At 41.5% G+C, this 22,189-nt stretch carries 13 protein-coding genes, 1 tRNA gene and 1 pseudogene; 11 read left to right on the top strand and 4 right to left on the bottom strand.

What is annotated here, in order from left to right:
• Positions 1–7: 7 nt before the first annotated feature.
• The gene (locus NQ518_RS04250; protein ID WP_227208124.1) at positions 8–2,380 is read left to right on the top strand and encodes a TonB-dependent receptor plug domain-containing protein; all 2,373 of its coding nucleotides are present in this window, start codon (positions 8–10) and stop codon (positions 2,378–2,380) included.
• Positions 2,377–3,075 (top strand): HmuY family protein, encoded by a 699-nt coding sequence (locus tag NQ518_RS04245; RefSeq protein WP_227208126.1) that lies wholly within the window; start codon positions 2,377–2,379, stop codon positions 3,073–3,075. Before NQ518_RS04250 ends, NQ518_RS04245 begins: the two co-directional genes overlap by 4 nt.
• A gap of 181 nt (positions 3,076–3,256) precedes the next feature.
• On the opposite strand, the gene NQ518_RS04240 is transcribed toward NQ518_RS04245, so the two are convergent.
• Positions 3,257–4,429 (bottom strand): IS4 family transposase, encoded by a 1,173-nt coding sequence (locus tag NQ518_RS04240; RefSeq protein ID WP_227208630.1) that lies wholly within the window; start codon positions 4,427–4,429, stop codon positions 3,257–3,259.
• A gap of 340 nt (positions 4,430–4,769) precedes the next feature.
• Here NQ518_RS04240 and NQ518_RS04235 point away from each other — a divergent pair.
• The 5 genes from NQ518_RS04235 to NQ518_RS04215 all read left to right on the top strand — a co-directional run bounded on the left by NQ518_RS04235 (position 4,770) and on the right by NQ518_RS04215 (position 10,680).
• Positions 4,770–4,854: transfer RNA gene (locus NQ518_RS04235), tRNA-Ser, on the top strand.
• A gap of 367 nt (positions 4,855–5,221) precedes the next feature.
• Complete coding sequence (locus tag NQ518_RS04230) at positions 5,222–6,334, top strand: site-specific integrase (RefSeq protein WP_227208518.1); 1,113 nt, start codon at positions 5,222–5,224, stop codon at positions 6,332–6,334.
• A 231-nt stretch (positions 6,335–6,565) separates the two neighbouring features.
• On the top strand, positions 6,566–8,584 hold the full coding sequence (locus tag NQ518_RS04225) for an ATP-binding protein (RefSeq protein ID WP_227208520.1): 2,019 nt from the start codon (positions 6,566–6,568) through the stop codon (positions 8,582–8,584).
• A 37-nt stretch (positions 8,585–8,621) separates the two neighbouring features.
• On the top strand, positions 8,622–9,671 hold the full coding sequence (locus tag NQ518_RS04220; RefSeq protein ID WP_227208522.1) for an AAA family ATPase: 1,050 nt from the start codon (positions 8,622–8,624) through the stop codon (positions 9,669–9,671).
• Positions 9,664–10,680: a DUF4435 domain-containing protein gene (locus NQ518_RS04215; RefSeq protein ID WP_227208524.1), complete on the top strand. Its 1,017-nt coding sequence runs from the start codon at positions 9,664–9,666 to the stop codon at positions 10,678–10,680. Before NQ518_RS04220 ends, NQ518_RS04215 begins: the two co-directional genes overlap by 8 nt.
• A gap of 142 nt (positions 10,681–10,822) precedes the next feature.
• On the opposite strand, the gene NQ518_RS04210 is transcribed toward NQ518_RS04215, so the two are convergent.
• Entirely contained in the window at positions 10,823–12,037 is a 1,215-nt protein-coding gene (locus tag NQ518_RS04210) for an ISL3 family transposase (RefSeq protein WP_227960781.1), read from the bottom strand.
• A gap of 221 nt (positions 12,038–12,258) precedes the next feature.
• On the opposite strand from NQ518_RS04210, the pseudogene NQ518_RS04205 reads away from it, so the two are divergent.
• A pseudogene (locus NQ518_RS04205) lies at positions 12,259–12,725 on the top strand (transposase); the annotation flags it as partial.
• 221 nt (positions 12,726–12,946) lie between these two features.
• On the opposite strand, the gene rpsA reads toward NQ518_RS04205, so the two are convergent.
• Positions 12,947–14,722 carry a 30S ribosomal protein S1 gene (gene rpsA / locus NQ518_RS04200; protein WP_227960783.1) on the bottom strand — a complete coding sequence of 592 codons (1,776 nt, stop codon included), beginning with the start codon at positions 14,720–14,722 and terminating at the stop codon, positions 12,947–12,949.
• A 1,045-nt stretch (positions 14,723–15,767) separates the two neighbouring features.
• Here rpsA and NQ518_RS04195 point away from each other — a divergent pair.
• Positions 15,768–17,123, top strand: a complete 1,356-nt coding sequence (locus NQ518_RS04195) for a DUF389 domain-containing protein (protein ID WP_227208053.1) — start codon at positions 15,768–15,770, stop codon at positions 17,121–17,123.
• Positions 17,124–17,190: 67 nt separating this feature from the next.
• Here the strand turns inward: NQ518_RS04195 and NQ518_RS04190 are convergent, their stop codons facing one another.
• Positions 17,191–17,616, bottom strand: coding sequence for a hypothetical protein (locus tag NQ518_RS04190; RefSeq protein WP_227208054.1), 426 nt, complete (start codon positions 17,614–17,616; stop codon positions 17,191–17,193).
• 197 nt (positions 17,617–17,813) lie between these two features.
• Between NQ518_RS04190 and NQ518_RS04185 the strand changes: the two genes are divergently transcribed.
• The gene (locus tag NQ518_RS04185; RefSeq protein WP_227960784.1) at positions 17,814–19,478 is read left to right on the top strand and encodes a glycogen/starch synthase; all 1,665 of its coding nucleotides are present in this window, start codon (positions 17,814–17,816) and stop codon (positions 19,476–19,478) included.
• A 26-nt stretch (positions 19,479–19,504) separates the two neighbouring features.
• Positions 19,505–22,066 carry an alpha-glucan family phosphorylase gene (gene glgP / locus NQ518_RS04180; protein ID WP_227960786.1) on the top strand — a complete coding sequence of 854 codons (2,562 nt, stop codon included), beginning with the start codon at positions 19,505–19,507 and terminating at the stop codon, positions 22,064–22,066.
• Positions 22,067–22,189: the final 123 nt, after the last annotated feature.

Here is a 22,189-nt window from a genome sequence, read left to right as displayed (position 1 = left end):
CTCAAAGATGATTAGAACAAACATAGTAAACACCAAACTCTTTATCCAGTCGCTGCTTCTCGCCTTTCTCTGTTGTACCCCGGTCAAGGCCCAACACACCCTTCGCTTCACCGTACACCAAGAGGGAACAAGGCAATCCATCGAAGCGGCACGTGTCACCGTGGCTGGCAATAGAGCTATGGCCGGCGCCACCCATACCGTGACCGACCGCCTGGGCAATGCCTACATTCGTACCGAAACGCCTAAAACACTTTATTATGAAGTATCGGCCATTGGCTATGTTCCCCGAAAAGGCGACATACAACCTCATGACACGGTGGTGAGCATCATCCTGCATGAGGATGTTTTGCATCTGCACGACGTGGTGGTGACGGGTTCGCGAACGGAACGCCCCATCAAGTTGTCGGCCGTGACGACACAAGTCCTGGGTGGAAAACAGCTCATCGATGCGGGATACAGCGATCTGCAGCACGCCTTGCAGCAGGAAACACCGGGACTGAACATCCAGAAAGTGGCCTTCGGCAACGACATCTCCATGCAGGGACTTGATGCTCGTCATGTACTGTTCTTGCAAGACGGTGAGCGGATGACGGGCGAGATGGCGGGCAACTTGGACTACGAACGATTCAACCTGCATGCCATCGACCGCATTGAAATCGTGAAGGGAGCCAGCAGCACCCTTTATGGCAGTAGGGCATCGGGGGCAGTCATCAATCTTATCTCCAAGAAAGCCGACCGACCGCTGGATGTAAGGGCCGGCTTGCGCTGGGGACAGATGAACCAACGCAACTACAAGAACCCTTCGCCGACCGATTTTCCATATATGTTCGAGAAAAACGCCGACCGACCTAATCTGCAAGCGTGGCTCTCGGCTGGAGCAAAACAAGGGGCGTGGACAACGCAAACCGACGTGTGGTACAGCTCGTCGGATGCTTTTTACCTGTACCAAGCCAAACACGACAGCAAGACCTACACGAAGGAGGCCAATCCCTTCTTACCACACGACACCACGCTTGTTTCATCAGCCGACCGTCCACCCTTGGGCATTGAGGGAAAAGAACATTTGTCGGTGGCGCAGAAGCTGTATTACGAACCGTCCAAGCACTTGTCGCTGCAGCTCTATGGGTCGGCTTTTTTCATGAACTCGTATGACTTGTTGCAGGACATGAACTTCTCGCAAAGCCGTGACTACATGGCCGGACTGAAGTTTCGCTACAATGTCAAGAATTGGTTCAGTATTCATTTAAGTCTGCACGGCGACTTCTACGATCGGTTCAAGCGACACGAGCGCATGAACTTGCGCAAGAAGGTGTATAGAAGCACCATCTTTGAGCCGCGACTGAGCATCACCAGCAACTACTTTCCCAATCATGATTTGATTTTGGGTGTGGAGCATGTCACCGACAACCTCACCAGCGACCGTTTTGTGAACCGACGCATGACGACGCGCGCCTTGCACGAAACCGAGTATTTCGTGCAAGACGAATGGCAGGTGAACAGTAAGTGGATGATGTCAACGGGTGTGCGCAGCAATTTCTCAAAAGCCTTCGGACTGATGTGGATGCCAAAGATTGCAGCCAAGTATTCGCCCGATGACCATTGGGCCTTGCGAGCCAACTACTCCATGGGTTACCGAGCACCCAGCATCAAGGAGTTGTTTTTCAATTGGGACCACATGGGGATGTTCCAAATACGGGGAAACGATCAGCTAAAACCAGAGAAAAACCACTATATCGCCTTGGGAACTGAGTATAGTGACGGCAAGGTGTTTGTTAACGTCAACGCCTACACCAACTTTTTCAGAAAGAAGATAGAAGGAGTGTGGCGCATCTACGACTTGCAGTACAACTTTGAGTACACCAATCTCACCAACCAGCGGTTCGTGGGACTCGAAACCATCTTGAAATGGAATTTCGCGCAGCGCTTCACCTTCAATGGAACTTACAGCTACGTCAACGTCAGCAAGCTGGAGGGTTTGCAGCTCAACACCACCTCGCCCCATGCGGCGACAGGCAGTTTAGACTACACGCTGAACAAGCCCAACTATCGGTTGAAAGCCATCTTCAGTGCTTCTTTCATGGGAGAGAAACGCTTTGATGTGCAAGACCGCATCTGGGTGGGCAGCCAGCAAAAAAGTTACGATGCCTACTTCCGCTGCACGCTTCCCGCCTACGTCATCTGCAACCTGTCGGTGGTGCAAACGTTCTGGAACCAAGCCAAAGTGACCTTGGGCATCGACAACCTCTTTAACTACAAGCCCAGTACCTTAGGTTCGGGTGTCACCCTGTTCAACGTGCCCGGAACCTGTGGCGCACGCGGTTATGTGCAGGTGGAATTCTTGGTCGACCAACTCGTAAAATCTCTGAAACGAAAACGATGAAAAATTATATAGTCCTACTTCTCACGCTTACCCTCCTCGGTTCGTGCGTGCGGTACGATGCCGAGGAGTTCACGGGACATACGCTGCCCCGCATCACCGGTTACAACACAGGCGTCACCAACGATTGGATGTACTTCAATCTGCGTACGGGACAGGTGTTCAACCGCACCGCACCCAACCAGGATATCAGCGAGGGCGAACAGTACCACCGTACCGACTGGGACTTGGCTTTCTGCGGACACCGTTTGCGCACCAACAGCGGCACATCGGGAATAGGAAAGGGAGGAGCGGCCGACTTGGGCTACGGCAAGTATGACAAGTGGATGACGGCGGGCCAGCTGCCCAGGAATTTGACATGGGCGGTAGATGATTCCACCGTGTCGGTCACCTACTCAAAGAAAGACTGGATACATCATTGCGTAACCCACAATCTCGACGTCGACGAACACCCTTGGTTCGATCCCAACAGCGGACCGGCCACCACCTATACGAGTGCCAATCCCATCCTGGCCAACGCCGTTGCCTTTTTAGCTCCGCCCCCCGTCTACACTCCTTCTTTTCACACCTACGTCGTACGCACGGCCGACGGCAAGCGTTATTTCAAGTTGCAGATTGTGAGTTGGTACCACGCAGAAGCAGAAATTGGTGATTCTGGCGGCCGCATCAGTTATTACCTGGAGGAATTGAAAGAGTAGGGGAGAGCCCGCGGATCATCCTCACTCCTCGTACGCCGTTTCATTCTTGATGGCGACAAACGATATTTCCCATTATGCCAGAGCTTCGCTATGCAAGCAGAACATGGAAGTCGCCCAAATATAGGAAACCACTACTGTCCACGAAAACCCTTTAACATTTCAAAAAGTAACAAATTGATAGTTACCCATCAAAATTGAGGCAGAGCTGCAGGTTTTTTCCTTCAGTAAATTCTTCCTCTTTCTGTTCAATGAGCAAGTCACACAATGGCATTTTTGTCAACAATGCCGTGCTTAAAATTCTTAGAACATCATAGGTTTGAAGCTTTAGCCCCATACATTCTTGTACGATAACGACAAGACAATATGCAATGATAGCTGCATAGATTTGTATTTTTACAGCATTCTCCGAGGTTCCATAAAACTCTTTGATGCGCAGATGTTGCTTCAGCCATTTGAAGAACAGTTCTACTCTCCATCTGTATTTGTAAAGCATAGCAACCTGTTCCGCTGTAATTTCAAAATTGTTCGTGTAAAATACAAATGTCCTATTACCATCATAGTCATAGAATACCACTCGTCGAAGTTTATTTGGATATTGCTTCTTAGTCTTGTATCCCTTGAAACGTATAATTTGGTCAGCCATAATTCCAGATGAAGGGTTGTTGTATTCTTTATCCTCTATGACCTCAAACGGCATTTTATGCTTCTCTCTCACGACAAAGTAAGCTTCTGCTCCTTCTATTATATAAAGTTTCCTAGTTGCCATATACGCTCTGTCAAATATATAGAAACTCTCTTTCTCATAGGGAATTAGCTCCATCACTTGAGAATCGTGAACTGAAGCGTCTGTAATGACAGAAAATGTCGGAATGTCTGTCTTCACGTCATACAGTTCATGCAATTTCACTCCTCCTTTCCCATGATGCAGTTTAGTCCACCAGTATACAGAAAGGCACAATGATATTGTTGAGGAGTCAAACGCATAGACATTGTTCGATATGAAGAAGTCCTTGACGACTCCTCGTTTCTCTCTTGCTATGGAAACCATCTTGTCTGCAAACTCTTGGAATATCTTGACTTCGCGTATTTCATTGGCCTTGCTCAAATTGCTTCTACTGACATTCTTTCCAAAACCAAGATGGTGGAACGCTGACTTGAACGGAGTGATGGTTACAATAAGGTCTCGTAATCCCTCACGATTAGACAACTGACCAAATAGAAGAACCATCAGATGATTCCAACAAGTGAAACTCTTCACATATTTATTACCTTCATACTTTTTTATCAACCATTTGAAATGGTCTGTCGGCAGAAAGTCGCACAGCTGTGAAAATACGTATCGACCTTTGTTCATAAGTATCTGCTTTCAAATTGTAATTTGTGGCAAAGATACTCTTTTCAAAAGTAGGGAGTCTATTTTATCTCCTACAAGCTTGTATTTATAGGCGTTTCAAGAGATTATTAAAAGATTTTCGTGGACAGTAGTGATAGGAAACCTCTGCACTTGCTGATGAAATCCTTTGGAATCCGCCTACCACCCCCTGTGACTATTCAGCGGTTGGTGCATGATACCCAATAATTGTTAACAAATTTTAATTACATCATTCTTTTTTGTTTTTATTCTTTTGTTTCTATGAAATCCCTTACCTTTGCACTCGCTTTTCGGCTGATACCTCATCAAAGATGATAATCAAGGAGAGATGGTAGAGTGGTCGATTACAACGGTCTTGAAAACCGTCGCACTGAGAGGTGCCGGGGGTTCGAATCCCTCTCTCTCCGCGTGAAGTACTCTGTAAAAAGAGTTGAGAAAAACTTCAAAAATCCGTAAGTATCGTAACTTCAATAAGTTGCGATACTTTTGTTTTATACAAATCTTACTTTTCAGAGGTCGTTTAGAGGTCGTATATACTCCCAAAATACTCTCCTGTGGCTACAATCTGGCTACATTTTTTTGAGGCAAACAAAAATTGTAGCCAAGAGTTCGTAGAGAGTTCGTTTAGAGTACTTGTATTTTACTGCTATTCAAACAATTATGTAGAACTTTGTAGCTGGGCTACAGAAGTTGAAAGTATGGACGTTTGGCTACAATTTCCTTTTCGTCTGGCTACAATTTCTCTATTTCTGGCTACAATTAAAAAAAACAAGTATGAAGACAAATTTTAGAACCGCCTTCTATCTTAGAAGCAACTATGTCAACAAGGAAGGAAAGACACCAGTAATGTTGAGAATCTATCTCAATAATGAACGTCTTTCACTTGGCTCCACAGGAATTGCGGTAGAGCAATCACTATGGGACAAGGAGAATGAGAAACTGAAAGGACGTACAACCGACGTTCTTAGTACAAATCTTGAACTGGACAACATTCGTAATGGCTTGCAGAGTATCTATCGAAAATTAGAAGACAACCCCGATATATGTCTAGAGCGCATCAAATCAGAATATCTGGGTAAGAAAGAAGACATTGATACACTGTTGCAACTCTTTGATAAGCACAATACCGATATAGCACGACAAGTTGGTATTTCTGCGAGTAGTGCAACATTACAAAAATATAATGTCTGCGAACGCCACTTCAGGGAATTTCTCCAAAGGAATTACAAAAGGTCGGATATCAAACTATCAGAGCTTACATATACGGTTATTAGAGAATTTGATATCTACCTTCGTACTGTCGTTGGGCAAAATCCCAATACCGCAACCAAGACAATGAAAACTTTCAAGACCATAACAATATTAGGACAAAAAATGGGAGTTTTGTATCACGACCCCTTCCTCAACCACCGTTTTCACTTGGAGCCGGTCAATCGAGGTTTTCTCACGGATGAGGAGATTATGAAGATAGCCAACAAGGAATTTGCTATTCAACGCTTGGAGTTAGTAAGGGATGTTTTCATCTTTTCATGCTTCACAGGTCTGGCATATATCGACGTATCCAACCTTACACCAGACAACATTGTTACGCTTGATGACAAGCAGTGGATTATGACCAAAAGGCAGAAAACAAGCGTGGAAACAAATGTGTTGCTTCTTGACATTCCCAAGAATATCATCGCCAAGTACAGTCATAAGACCTATCGGGACGGCAAACTATTTCCCATCCTAACGAATCAGAAAACCAACGCATATTTGAAAGAAATTGCCGACATTTGTGGCATCAAGAAGAATCTGACCTTCCACATGGCGAGGCACAGCAGTTCTTCTTCCTTGCTGAAAACGAACGATTTACAGATTTTGAATTTACGACAGGTAACGATTTAGAAACAAGTAAAATTCTCTTATCTGTCTTATTCTGCATTATTGAAAAGAACGCTTTTTCATAGGTGCAAAGGTATATATTTTTTCAATATTATAATGGGGGGGGAATGTATTTGTTCAAGTTAAGACCTCAAAATCATCTCATCAAATTAAAAAAGTCCTATATAATTCATCCGAAATGAGATTTATTGCCTTATCTTTGTACTAAATTAGGGTATGTAATATCAATTTGAGATGAGCAAGATTAATATTGATAGAATCGTAAAGGATATTAAGTCTAAAACGACAAGTTTAACACCAGTCATTGAAGCTGTGTGTAATTCAATTGACGCAATTGGTCCTGAAAGAACCGATGGTGTTATTGATATTATAGTAAAACGAACTGGCCAGCGTTCTTTAAATTTGGACAACACTCATACTCTGTCTGATATTGTATCAATAGATATAGTTGACAATGGTATAGGTTTTACAGAGGAAAACAAAGACTCTTTTGACACCTATCGAAGTGGATTTAAGATGTCTAAAGGAGGAAAAGGTTTTGGACGATTTATGTATCTAAAATACTTTAATAACGTTTCTATTGAAAGTGTTTTTCGTGAAGGCGATAAATACAAACAACGTAGTTTTACATTTGGTCATGCAGATGAAATAATAGAGAATGAGCAAATAATAGATCTTAAATCCAACCCCGACTTACATACAGGTACAGTTCTGCATCTATCTTCAATTAAGTCTTTTGATTTGGATAAAGGACTTGAAGTTATTGCCAGAAAACTTGTGGAACGTTTGCTGGTATTCTTTGTTACGGGAGGAAAATATACTCCAATAATTACGATTAAAGAAGACGACGACTCCAATTCAATAGTACTGAACGATTATATTGGAGAAAATTCCGATATTCAGCAGATAGGTAAAGAAGAAAATTTTACGATAAAAGGTCGTGAGAATGAATGGGATTTTGTAGTCAAAATTTATAAAATATACTATTCTGCAATAACAAATAAAATCTGTCTAACTGCAAATTTTAGAGAGGTTACAGAGTCAGCATTGCATAACTATGTGCCCGAGTTTAAAGAAACGATGTTTGAGATAACAGAGAATGGCACTCAAAAGAACTATATGATAAAAGCGTATGTTCAAGGAAAATATCTTGATGACAATGTAACAACAGAAAGAGATGGTTTCAATTTTGGCAAGGAAGATGATATATACTCAGATTTATCTGAAAGACAAATAATGAAAACGACTTCATTAATCATTAAAAAGTATTTTTCTGATGATATCGAAAAACGATATAATGATAAGAAGCAAAAAGTAGAACATTATGTATATACCACAGCACCCTGGAATAAGACTTTGTTAAAGGATGTAGACATGGAGTCTATTCCCATCGGTATTTCCGATTTTGACTTGGAAATGCGTTTCCAAAAGATAAAGTTCGACAAAGAGCAAAATGCGAGAATTGCATTGAAAGAGTTACAAGATAAATACTCTACAGAAGACGATAGTGGTGATAGTACATTAGAAGATGAAGTCAATGAAATCTTAAAAAATGTAACGGAAACTGCAAAGAATGATTTGGCTCATTATGTTTGCCAAAGACGTAGAATAATAGAACTATTTGATGACTTGCGTAAAAGAATAGATAGCGGCAAAGCCCACAAGGAAAGTGAAATGCATAACTTGATTTTTCCTATGATTAAGGATGATAGGGAAATCGAGTATGAAGATCATAATTTGTGGCTACTTGACGAAAGATTCAACTTTACCCAATATATTGCCTCTGATAAGGTCATTTCTAGTTCTGATCACAAAGAACCAGACCTTGCTATTTTTTATGAAAGTGGGCTATTTTATCGAAATGGAGAGAACACTATCACATCTCCTATTGCAATTGTTGAGTTCAAACGACCTAAACGCACAAATTATCCTGATGAAGAAAATCCAATAAATCAAGCATTACGATATGCAGGTAAAATTCTTGAAGGTAAATATGAGATGCCTGAAGGTTTAGAAGAGGTTATAGTAGATAAAAGCGTAACACCTGTTTACATATACATTGTTTGCGATATAGTTCCAAAAATTAAGGAATTTGCAGATTTGACAGGACTTACCATAAGTCCAGATAAGCAGGGATACTTTGGTTATAACCCACCGTATAATGCATATATTGAAATTAAGAGTTTCAAAAAAGTTATTGATGATGCAAAAATGCGTAATCAAATATTCTTTAAGAAATTAGGCCTATTATAGATAACAAAATATTGTAAGGTATTAAAATTTTACAACTATGAATATTAGTCAAATTGAGATTAGAGATTTTTGGGGCAAGTACCATATTAAGTGGGAACTTAATCCATGTGTAAATATATTAACAGGAATCAACGGAGCAGGTAAAAGTACCTTGCTAGATTTGATTGCTTATATTACTATTGGTGGTAAACTTCCAAAGTCATTAGTTAAAAAAGCATCAATGGTAAAGATCAAGTTTGATGAAGATGATGCAACAATAACAAATATAGTTTTTAATGACAGTTACCTTAATCTCACTAAAAAAGCTCAAGAAAATGAGGTATTAAAAGAGCTACAGGAAGATGTTGAGATGGATTTTGCTAATACGAGTAGAAAAAGCAGACTAAATAGTTTGATGCTAAATGCATCAATTAGCTTCGTTACCACAAAATCAGAAGGAAAAATACCTTCTGCAAAGTTTCTAAAAGATTTAAATATAGATATCATCAGTACATTTGATGAACCAATATCCTACATTGAAGATAAGTCCAAATGGGATTCTTTGCACGATGAAGGAGTCTGGTCTAGTCTAGATAAAGAACTTCATGAATTGCAAGAACAATATTCTTACTATATAGGTAATTTGGCAAATACAATCGAGAATATGGTTATATCTGGGATTCAGCCTGATATAGAATCATTAAAGTCATTATATGCTCCTAAAAACTTATTCATCAAGACAATTAATGAACTTTTTGAATCAACCGGAAAAGTTATAGATACAAGTGATAGTAAACTGAGTTTTAGGATTGTAGAAGATGATTTACCGATATCTATTTATGAGCTATCTTCTGGAGAAAAACAAATGTTGTATATTCTATGGAAAGTTCTTTTGCAGAATCAGAAATCATATATATTGTTTCTTGATGAACCTGAAATATCCCTTCATGTTGATTGGCAAGAATCATTAATAGAAAAAATTAGATTATTGAATCCTAATTGTCAAGTAATAATCGCAACACACGCTCCATCTGTATTATTAGATGGTTGGCAACCATATGTAAAGAATATTGATGATTTGAAAATTAAAGTTGCAAAAAATGGCTAATGATATATCTTCTGGAGGAAGTTCGGCGTTTTTAGCTGCAAGGAGATTCTTTAGAGCAAATAGTTCAACCGCAAAAGAAGAAATCGAAGTTTTTGTAGAAGATGAAGTAGACACTGTTTTTTGGCGTCATTTCTTTGCCAAGCATGAACCAGATAAAAAATTCAAGATTAAGGTTCTAAGATGTGGAAATAATGAATTATGCGGTAAAGATGCCTTAATAAAGTTCATTAGATTGGATTCATTAGGCCGTAATAAATTGATCGCTATAGATTCGGATTATGACTATATTATAGATGATTACCATTCTTATACACAAGAATTAAGGGCTTGTAAATATGCTATTCATACTAGTGATACATATTCAATAGAGAATTATAAGATTGTACCCTCCATACTTAAGGAAGCAATATATCTTACCTCATTTTGCGAACAAATAAGTGAAGATATTAATGTGATGATATTTGAGACTTCACAACTTCTTTATAATCTATTTACTATTCATTTGTTCTCTACAAACAAAAAAGATAATGTATATAAGCTATCTGATTTTAAGTCTGATTTAAACAAACTTACTTACAAAAACAACAAGGTAAATGAAAGTACCAACACGTATATCTCTAATCGCATAAATTCCTTTAATTTATACATAGATAATAACCGTGCTGAATATGATGATTTTCTATCTCAATTGAAATCTAAAGGTGTTGTGGAATGTAATTGTTGGCAATTTATGAATGGACATGATGTATTAGATGAGATTGGCATTAAAATAGTGGCGAATATCTCAAATAAATACAGAGGAGAATATTTACAATGGCTTCATGCTAATGTTGCAGACCAAACACGAAAAGAAAATCTACTTAAGAAGTTTAACAATTCAACTCGAGTTGCAGATGGCTTGCATCAACTAAAAGATAGAATTCGTGAGATTTTATATGATATTAAGCCTGATTTTACTTGGGAAGCATCTATCAAAAACGACAATCAAATTCAGGCTATATTTCAATAATTATAGGATTTATTGTTACTCAGAATATCTCTCTGAAAATTTGAATTAGGGGAAAATGGAGTTGACGAAAAAGAAGAAATAGCATGGCTCCTAACTAATACATGTTAGTGTCGGAGCCTTGCCATCTTTTCATTATTACGGTTCATCCGACATTTCGAGTGATACGACATTCATGTAGTGCATATAGCCTTAGTTTAAAATATCGTTCCTCCCTAAATCCGTATGCATTGCGTTTCATCATTTTTATCTTATTGTTAATACCCTCCACTTTACCTGTTGAGATATGGCAGTCATACCATGCAAGTATACCTCTTTTGTAAGCCAGTATAGTCATTGCCATCTTTTGCAGTTGTGGAATATGACTCTCTTTTGCTTGCTCCACCCACTCCGTTAAAACTTTTTCAGCCTCCTCTTTACGCACTTGCAACCATATCTCCCTCAACTGTTCTTTCAGATAATACGCCTTTGATAGAGGCTCATTCATTGCCAAGGCATTTTCCAATCTCGTCTTATATTTCGCATCATAGATATCTGCTCCATTACAAAGCAACAGATATCTGGTTCCCTTGAGTACCTTACGTTTGTTAATATCCTTCTCCATGTTATATTGTATTCGCCGTATATCATCAAGTTTGTCATTCATCAGCTTTACGACATGAAAATGGTCAAAAACGTGTATCGCATCTGGACAATTTTCAAGTACGGAGCCAATAAAAGCCGCTGACAAATCCGTGGCAACATATTTGATAGATACATTCTTGCGCCTCACCTTCTTCCAAAAGTCAGCCAAAGCTTCTATTCCCTTACCCTCACCGACATGGAGAATGCGCCCGCTAATAAGGTCTACAACGATTGTTTTGTATATGTGTCCTTTCTTGACGGCAAACTCATCTATACCTATACACTTAACACCATCAAGCGACGGAGGGGAATAATGGCTTTCAAGATAATGGGAATGTATCTCCTTTACTGTATCCCAACTTACCTCAAGCCGTGCCGCCACATCTTTTAGGGTCATGGAACGCAACAAGTCTACGACATATTTTGCAAAGCGGTGAGTGTAGGAACTGCTGCCCGTTGCAAATCGTATCTTTTCCTGTTGGTCGTAGTCACAATCGTTGCATTTGTAGCGTTGGACTTTCATGCGGATAACTATTTTCTTGCCACCGATCGGAAGACCGAGAAAGTCTCTTATGCGGTAGCCATTTTTCACCAAATGAAGTTTGCCACATTTTGGGCAGACGCTTAAACGTTTCTTGTTTTGTACGTGAAGAATAATTGTATTACCTTTGTATTCCTCCCTTGTACATTCGAGACTATATAGTCCCCATGCGTGATATAGAAAACTGCTGTTCATGATTGTATATCTGTTTGTGGTTATTCAAATATACTCAAGTTCAGCGGTTTTCTTTTATCTTATTGTTAAATTTTCACTCGAAAAGTCGGATGAACCAATATTTTTACAAGCAAGTCTTGGATCTGTCTTTGTGCGGCACCAAGGCTTGCTTTCTTTTTATCGGTAGTCGCTTTACTCTGGCGACCGCAGTCTCCCAAAGATTAATTAACTTTGTATTGTATATGTATCATCAATTAACCTGGGAGCAAAGGTCGCAAATTTTCGCCTTACTCCAAAAGAAAACAAAGAGAAAAGAAATTGCCCGCATTGTGGGCACGAGTGAGGCTACGCTCAGTCGTGAGCTTGAGAGAAACAGCACACCATCGGGAAAGTATATCTGGACGAAGGCGCACGATATGGCCATGCAGCGCAGAAAGAGGACGGTAACGAACGCCAAGCTCCCCGATGAATTGGTTTGGAGAATCAAGGAATATATTATCAATGACCAGTGGTCTCCAAGACAAATATCTGGTTATCTGCGCAAGAATGAGGGGATAAAGGTGTCCCGCCAGTCCATCTATAACATCATCCACAATGCACGACTGGGGAACTTGCCAAGCATACAAGGCATAAGATGAAGTACGGGCATCGTCCCAAGGGCAGACATCTTCCAATCAAAGACAGGGTGAGTATCCATGAAAGAAGTAAATTAGCAGAGCCTAACTGTTGATAGTCTTCTGCGTCCCTCATTGCCTTCCATTAGTACTGAATTTATGGCTGACAATGATTGTCATAAAAAGGGCTTGATTCCGTGTGAGGAATCAAGCCCTAAGTTCTTATGCTCAAATAAGCTTTTTGCTCAAATAAGTTTTAGCGGACAGCAATAGAAAAATCTGCCCTTCTTATAAGGAGCGTGAGAAAAATACTTAATTATTCTCCTTTTTCCATGTCTGCTTTCAACTTAGCAAGCACATCCAAGTCACCAAGGCTTGTACCTGCTGTCACATTGTTGATTTGTGGAACATCATTCTGTTTCTTGGCAGAGGCGTGCTTGTGAGCTGGCTTCACGTCTTCTTTCACATCTTCGAAGGTACGGCTGTGTGAAAGAATGATACGCTTGGTCTCCTTAACAAACTCAATTACCTTGAATTCGAGTTCTTCACCCTGTTGTGCCTGTGTTCCATCTTCCTTCACAAGATGCTTAGGTGTGGCAAAGCCTTCGCCACCTTCATTCAGTGTGATAACAGCACCCTTGTCCATCATTTCGGTAATCTTACCGGTATGAATAGAACCTGGTGTGTAAATCGTCTCGTAGGTATCCCAAGGATTCTCTTCCAGTTGTTTGTGACCGAGAGAGAGACGACGGTTCTCTTTATCTATTTCGAGAACTATGACATCGATGGTAGCACCTACTGTTGTAAACTCTGAAGGATGCTTTACCTTCTTAGTCCACGAGAGGTCGCTGATATGAATCAAGCCGTCAACACCTTCTTCAAGCTCAACGAAGATACCGAAGTTGGTGAAGTTGCGAACTTTTGCTGTGTGCTTGCTGCCAACAGGATATTTCACCTCGATGTCCTCCCATGGATCGGCTTTCAGCTGCTTGATACCCAAGCTCATCTTACGGTCTTCACGATCCAATGTCAGGATAACAGCCTCAACCTCATCACCTACATGCATGAAGTCTTGAGCTGAGCGCAGGTGCTGGCTCCAAGACATTTCGCTGACGTGAATCAGTCCTTCTACACCAGGAGCAATCTCTACGAAAGCACCATAGTCGGCCATCACCACAACTTTACCCTTCACCTTGTCACCTACCTTGAGGTTTTCATCAAGTGCATCCCATGGATGTGGTGTCAACTGCTTCAAACCGAGGGCGATACGCTTCTTCTCATCATCGAAGTCGAGGATAACCACGTTGATTTTCTCGTCCAGTGAAACCACTTCGTGTGGATCGCTTACGCGGCCCCATGAAAGGTCTGTGATGTGTACCAATCCGTCCACACCGCCAAGGTCGACAAACACACCATATGACGTGATGTTCTTGATTGTACCTTCAAGAATTTGGCCTTTCTCAAGTTTGCTGATAATTTCTTTCTTCTGTGCTTCCAACTCAGCCTCGATGAGCGCCTTGTGTGAAACAACAACGTTGCGGAATTCCTGGTTGATTTTCACTACCTTGAATTCCATGGTCTTGCCTACGAACACATCGTAGTCGCGTATAGGATGAACGTCAATCTGGCTTCCTGGCAAGAAAGCTTCGATGCCAAACACGTCAACAATCATACCACCCTTCGTGCGGCTCTTGATGTAGCCCTGAATAATTTCATCGTTGTCGAGGGCTGAATTGATGCGATCCCAGCTCTTGGTAAGACGAGCTTTTTTGTGAGAAAGAACCAGCTGGCCTTTCTTGTCTTCCTGGTTTTCTACATAAACCTCAACCTTGTCACCTATTTTAAGGTCTGGGTTGTAGCGGAATTCTGAAGCGGGAATGATTCCATCGCTCTTGTAGCCAATGTCAACAATGACCTCTTTTTTGTCAAGGGCGATAACGGTTCCTTCTGTCACTTGGCGCTCACTAACCTTGTTCAAGGTTTCATCGTAAGCCTTTGCCAAGTCTTCTTTGTTGGCGTTTACGTTTGTACCATTTTCAAACTCATCCCAATTGAAGTCTTCCAATGGTTGAACGTTCTTTAAATCTGACATAAAATAATTAATGTTTAAAATTTAATAAAGTTAGACTTTATGTGAATAAATAAATCGGGTGCAAAATTACAACAATATAATGAGAATCAACGGGTGTTGTTTGTAAAACATATCGATAATTACATTATTTTAACTAATCGGATGAGCGTAGTGCATTTTATAAGCATGTGTTCAGTTTAGCTATTCATGTTTTAATCCCATTTTTTCGCTAGATACATCTGTATTTGATAGAAATAGCAAATTTAGTACATAAAGCGTTATGGGTGACCATTTGTGGAAATTTTTCATGATACTGACCAAAAATAGGCGGCTGTGTTAACAAACCTTTCGTTTGTTAAATTGATTCGTTATATTTGACAAAGTAAAATCTCAAAATGGACAAAAAAAAGACGAGTTTTTAGGATTTTAGAGTCTTAAAATTACCATCACTGACCCCATTCATATCGGATCAATCAGCTATAAGCATGCTTTTACCAACCAACCTACATGATTTCAGCTTGCAATTTACATGCTATAGAAGGCCTATTTTGCGAAAAAACAGGATTATTCCTGCAAAAACTCATCATCTTTTGAATGTATCCTTAGTTCAAAAAATGCGTAAATCATTAATAATCAATCTGCTATCAAAACCGCTTAAAATTTCGCATATTTTCAGCATCCGAACCAGTTGGTCGAAAAAACGCCCCAGCATTTGTGTTAAAAAGTTGTCGTTACAGAAAACATTTCATAGATAAACATTCCGTTTAGTCTAAAAAGTTCAAAGTTCTATTGTTAAACGAAAGAGCCGTATTCTGAACGCAGCTTGGAGTCTTTTCTTTTCGACTTGAAAATAATGTTGTTTTCGTAGTTCAAACATCCGAGTGAGTTAATGAGGCGGTTTGTTGGTGAGTTCTTTTGAAATTGTTATCTTTGCAAAATCATAAACGAACCAGTGTGGGTGTGCATCTTTTAGGAAAAGAATGGGCGCTCCAAGTGTTCAACACTTACAGAAATAACAGCACGTCACAAGATAGAATAACCTTGTAGTTGCGAAATATCATACAAAATGGAAAAGATTTCGTTGAAGGCATATCTGAGGCAGTATTTCGATATGTCAGAGAATCGTGAGAAGGAAGAGGATGTTGTTGATGAAATTGCATCGGGCGTAGCCTTTAAAGGAGCTAACCTTTGGATTCTAATTTGTGCCGTGTTTATTGCTTCTTTAGGATTGAATATCAATTCTACGGCAGTCATCATCGGCGCCATGCTCATTTCACCACTGATGGGACCTATCTTAGGCATGGGTTTGGCGGTGGGCATCGATGATTTGCCGCTGCTGAGACGGGCCGTTAAAAACTATATGGTGGCGACCATTATTGGTATCATCACAGCAACTGTTTATTTTTTCTTAACACCTTTTCAGGGTGTACAATCAGAGTTGTTGGCGCGTACCGAGCCTACCATTTACGATGTGCTCATCGCCTTCTTTGGTGGTGCGGCAGGTATTGTCGCTGCGTCTATCAAAGACAAGGGTAACGTCATTCCCGGCGTAGCCATTGCCACAGCATTAATGCCTCCACTCTGTACGGCAGGATATGGTATCGCAACAGGAAATTTGGCCTTTTTTGCTGGTGCTTCTTTATTATATTTTATCAACACCGTCTTCATTGCTGTGGCAACCACCTTCGGTGTCTTCTTGTTGCGTTTCAGACGCAAACACTTTGTAGACCCTCAACGTTGTAAGTTTGTGCATCGTATGATTTTAGCCATTGCTATTTTAACGATGATTCCGGCAGGTTATATGACTGTACGAATGATGCGAACCAGCTTGTTTGACAAGCAGTTGAGTAACTTTGTTCAACATAATTTGAAATGGAAAGGAACACAAGTGGTATCGCAACATCTATACGGAGACAGCGTATTGCAAATCGTTGCCTTAGGAAAAGAGATTACGCCAGAGCAAAAGAAGAAAGCGCAGAAGGAACTGAATGAGCATTCGCGGCTGAAACATCTGAAACTAACTGTTATACAGGGTACCGAATCCTCAGATTTAGTACCAGAAAAAGGTACTCTTGTAGCCATCTCGAAAAATCGGGAACAAAGCGTCAAAGTACTTCAAGAGCAAGCTGTTGAAATCAAGAATTTACGAGAAAAATTGGGGAAAATTGATTCGTATTCACAACTGAGTGTGGATATGTTGAACGAGATGTTGGTGCTATACCCAGGTGTGCAATCGCTGGTGTTGTCCCCCGTTGTCGAAGCTAATTTGGATACCACAGCAAACGAGCCTTACCTTTTAGCCATCGCTCAATTTAAAGTGAAGAAACCATTGACGAGCCAGCAGAACAATCAAATGCGCCAATGGATTCAGAAGCGCACGAACGAAGAAAGTGTCAAGCTGGTGATTACCTATGCCAAGTGATGAACAATGAGGGAGAAAGTGTTGAAATACAAAGATTTATCAATAAGCCCGTCCCCGTTGTAGGTACCTATTTTTTCGGGATGAATACCAATGTTTTGGGCAGTTTTTTCCATTTTCTTTGACGTGCAATTTTCATATTGCTGCCTTCCACTTGCTTCAACGTGTAGGTGTTGTCTTTGTTAAGGGTTAAAGTGGCCACTAAGTCTTCGCTACCATAGTCGTTGGTAATTGCCAGTTGAGCCGTGTTTTTATGAATCTTGGCCGATGTGAACAACCATTTTCGTGAATCGATGCTATCACCCATGAAGCCAGGAAGTTCACCAAAGATTTCCTGTCCAGGTACAGTAACGTTGTTCTCGTACAAATTCATTTTGATGTATATTCTGTATTCCGCATTACCTATGACACCCTTGAAAGGCTGCTTTTGCGTGTTTTGTGCTGTCGCCAGCATGCTTAGAAAGCATAAAATAGGAAGAAATAGGTACTTTTTCATCTTTTGTTGATTTTAGTTGTGTATAGAAAGGCTCGGGTAGGGGCTGCGTTAGATGTCCCTAACTGGCCAATATGCTCCCAGTTATTGCAAAGTTACTGCTTTATATCAATAAAACGCGTGTATTAAGAAAATTAAAGAACCTATCATTTGGATTTCACCTTTTTTATATTATCTTTGCTCATCATATTATGATTCTTATGACTAAGGACTTGTTGCGTCCCGACTATATATTTGAGTCGAGTTGGGAAGTTTGTAATAAAGTGGGAGGTATTTATACCGTTCTTTCTACGCGAGCAAAAACATTGCAGGATCAATATCCGGACCGAATCATCTTTATCGGCCCTGATTGTTGGAAAGAACAAGACAATCCATATTTTCAAGAAGACAGCTCTTTGTTCGCAGATTGGAAGAGCAAAGCCGCTGATGACGGATTGACATGCAGAATTGGCCGCTGGTCAGTTCCAGGACATCCGCTTGCCATATTAGTGGATTACCAACCCTTTTATGCGCTGAAAAATGAGATTTATGCCCAAATGTGGGAGTGGTTTCAGGTGGATAGTCTGCACGGCTATGGCGATTACGACGAAGCCTCTATGTTTTCGTATGCAGCCGGCAGGGTGGTGGAGAGCTTTTATCGCTTTTATCTGGACAAGACCAAGAAGGTGATTTATCATGGAAATGAATGGATGACCGGCATAGGATTGCTCTACATTCGCCATCAGGTACCCGAGATAGGCACCCTTTTCACAACCCATGCAACGAGCATTGGGCGAAGTATCGCGGGAAACAATAAGCCCCTGTACGAATACCTGTCGGCCTATCACGGAGACCAAATGGCCGAGGAACTCAACATGCAGAGCAAACACTCGATAGAGAAACAAACCGCACATCACGTTGACTGCTTTACAACCGTGAGTGAGATTACTGCCAACGAGTGTAATGAGCTGCTGGATAAACCCGTTGATGAGATATTACTCAATGGTTTTGAAGACAGTTTTGTGCCACGAGGGCAAGAGCTGACGAGCAAACGTAGGCTGGCAAGAAAGCGAATCATAGAAGTTGCTAATGCTTTGATGGGCAATACTTTTGATGACAATACTTTCATTGTTTCTACAAGTGGCCGTTATGAGTTTCGCAACAAAGGCATCGATGTCTTCTTAGAAGCTATTAACCGCTTACGGTTGTCGCAAGATGCCTTAACGCGTAAGGTGCTGGCCGTGGTGGAAGTGCCGGCTTGGGTGGGCGAACCACGTGCCGACTTGATAACAAGGCTGGCGTCGGGAGAATCGTTTGACACGCCCTTGGAGCATTCTATGTTAACCCATTGGCTTCGGGACATGCCAGGCGACCGCATCCTTCAGATGCTGGAAGCGCTGAATATGCATAACGCCGAACATGACAACGTGAAAGTGATGTTTGTTCCGTGCTACCTCACGGGTGATGATGGCATTTTAAACCTGCCATATTATGATTTGGTTGTGGGTAACGACCTGTGCGTTTATCCTTCCTACTACGAGCCTTGGGGCTACACGCCGTTGGAGGCTATTGCGTTCAGGGTGCCTTGTGTCACAACCGATTTAGCGGGATTTGGTTTGTGGGTTAATCGAACAATCGGAACGTATGGTGAGATTGAGCATGGTGTGAAAGTGATTCACCGTACTGACACCAACTACTCTGATGTGGCCGACGAAATCAAGCAAACCATCATGCAGCTGTCAAAGTTATCACCTAAAGAGGTGAATACCATACGCCGGCGAGCAGCCGATTTGTCAAAAAAAGCATTGTGGCAACGGTTTATTAAGTATTACGAAACAGCCTATCACCAGGCTTTGTCACGAGTAGAGAATAGAATAATCAAGTAAGAAAAAAATAAGAAAATTAAAGATTTATGAAAATTAAGACGAGCAATGTTAACGCTCCACAGTGGAGGGAGTTGACAATCAAATCAAGACTGCCCGAACAACTGAAATGTTTGGACGAATTAGCACATAACATGTGGTTTGGTTGGAATCACGAAGCGCGTAGTCTCTTCAAGAGTCTTGATGAGAAATTGTACGAAGCAGTAGGGCACAACCCTGTGCTGTTGTTGGAGCGCCTTAACTATGACCGCAAAGAAGAGATCGTGAACGATGCCAAGTTGATGAAGCGCGTCGAGGACGTGTATGCCAAATTTCGCACTTACATGAACGTGGAACCCGATAAGAAGCGGCCATCTGTTGCCTATTTCTGCATGGAATATGGCATTAATCAGATATTGAAAATCTATTCAGGAGGTTTGGGCATGTTGGCTGGTGACTACCTCAAAGAGGCATCAGACAGCAATGTAGATATGTGTGCTGTAGGCTTTTTGTATCGTTACGGCTATTTCAAGCAGTCACTCAATATGGAGGGTAAACAGATTGCTCAATACGAGGCTCAAAACTTTAACTCGCTTCCCATTGAGCGTGAGGTTGATGAAAATGGCAACCCCATCGTGGTTGACGTTCCCTATCTTGATTATGTGGTGCATGCATACGTATGGCGTGTGAATGTGGGCCGCATCAAATTGTACTTGTTGGATACTGACAACGACTTAAACTCAGAGTTTGACAGATCCATTACCCACGCTCTGTATGGAGGTGATTGGGAAAACCGACTCAAGCAAGAGATATTGCTGGGTATTGGTGGTATACTCACATTGAAGAAACTGGGCATCCAGAAAGACATCTATCATTGTAATGAAGGCCACGCGGCTCTGTGTAATTTGCAACGTCTTTGTGATTACATTGAGAGCGGACTGACGTTCAATCAGGCAATGGAATTGGTGAGAGCATCCTCACTGTACACGGTGCATACCCCCGTTCCGGCAGGCCACGACTATTTTGACGAAACCCTTTTCGGAAAGTACATGCAAGGCTATCCACAGCGTTTGGGTATCACATGGGATGAATTCATTGGAATGGGACGTCAGAATCCTGACAATCATACAGAAAAATTCTGCATGAGTACCTTTGCATGCAATACCGCACAAGAGGTTAATGGCGTAAGCAAGTTGCACGGATGGGTAAGCCAAAAAATGTTCGCTCCTATCTGGAAAGGCTCTTATCCAGAGGAGAGCCATGTAGGATATGTGACCAATGGTGTACACTTCCCAACATGGACTTCGACAGAGTTTCGTGACCTTTACGACAAGTACTTCGACAAGTCGTTTATGAGCGACCAGAGCAACGAAGACATTTGGCACGCGTTTCTGAAGATTCCGGATGAAGAGATTTGGCAAACGCGCATGAAGTTGAAAAATAAGCTGGTGAAGTATATCCGTGAGAAGTTTACCGAGAATTGGTTGAAGAACCAAGGCGATCCGTCACGCGTGATGTCACTGCTTGAATGTATCAATCCAAATGCGTTGATGATAGGTTTCTGTCGTCGTTTTGCAACCTATAAAAGAGCGCACTTGTTGTTTACAGACATCAATCGGTTGTCAAAGATTGTGAACAACCCAGAACGCCCTGTGCTGTTCTTCTTCTCGGGCAAGGCCCATCCTGCAGATGGAGCAGGTCAAGATCTCATCAAACGTATCTATGAGATTAGCCAGCGACCAGAGTTTTTAGGTAAAATCATCTTCCTGGAAGATTACGACATGCATTTGGCCCGAAGACTGGTTTCTGGTGTAGATATTTGGATGAATACGCCTACGCGTCCACTCGAAGCCTCGGGTACGTCTGGCGAGAAAGCCGAGATGAATGGTGTTGTCAACTTGTCCGTGCTCGATGGCTGGTGGGTAGAAGGTTATAGAGAAGGTGCCGGGTGGGCTTTGCCTCAGAAGCGCACTTATCAAAACCAGGAGTACCAAGACCAGTTGGATGCAGCTACCATTTATTCGCTTTTAGAGAATGAAATTATTCCGATGTATTATAGTAAGAATGAGGAAGGCTATAGCGAACAATGGCTTGACGTGGTGAAGAAATCCGTTGCGACGATTGCACCTCATTACACGATGAAGCGTCAGTTGGACGATTACTACGACAAGTTCTACGAGAAGCAAGCAGCTAGATTTGCTGAGTTGGCCGCTGAAGATGCCAAGTTGGCTAAAGAGATTGCGCATTGGAAAGAGACAGTGGCTGAGCGTTGGGATGCCATCCATGTTGTTTCAAAGGATACTGAGTTCTTGACAAACGGTGGCGAAACGGGTGTTGAATATCGCATGAAATATGTGATTGACGAACAAGGCCTGGAGGATGCTGTTGGTTTGGAGCTGGTGACACTGAAACCCTTACCCGATGATGAAGGTCGTGAGCTTTATCGCGTACGTCCCTTTGAGATGACAGGGCACGAAGGCAATCTATATACTTTTGAAGCAGTAATAGATCCTGATGATGCCGGTACCTTTAAATCATGCGTGCGTATGTTCCCAAAGCATAAAAACCTGCCACACCGTCAAGATTTCAACTATGTAAAATGGCTTGATTAACTTGAGGTGATTGAGTTTGTATTAGAGGGTGTGTCAAGTATTTGACATGCCCTCTTTGGTTTATTCCATCAAGCGATTCGGTCGTTTGCTCGTGCATCGATGTACTATCTTTTCCTCAAGATA

The organism is Hoylesella buccalis ATCC 35310, assembly GCF_025151385.1.
Lineage (GTDB): Bacteria > Bacteroidota > Bacteroidia > Bacteroidales > Bacteroidaceae > Prevotella > Prevotella buccalis.
The sequence above is the reverse complement of the archived record's forward strand: the minus strand, read 5'-3'. Positions and strand labels throughout refer to the sequence as shown.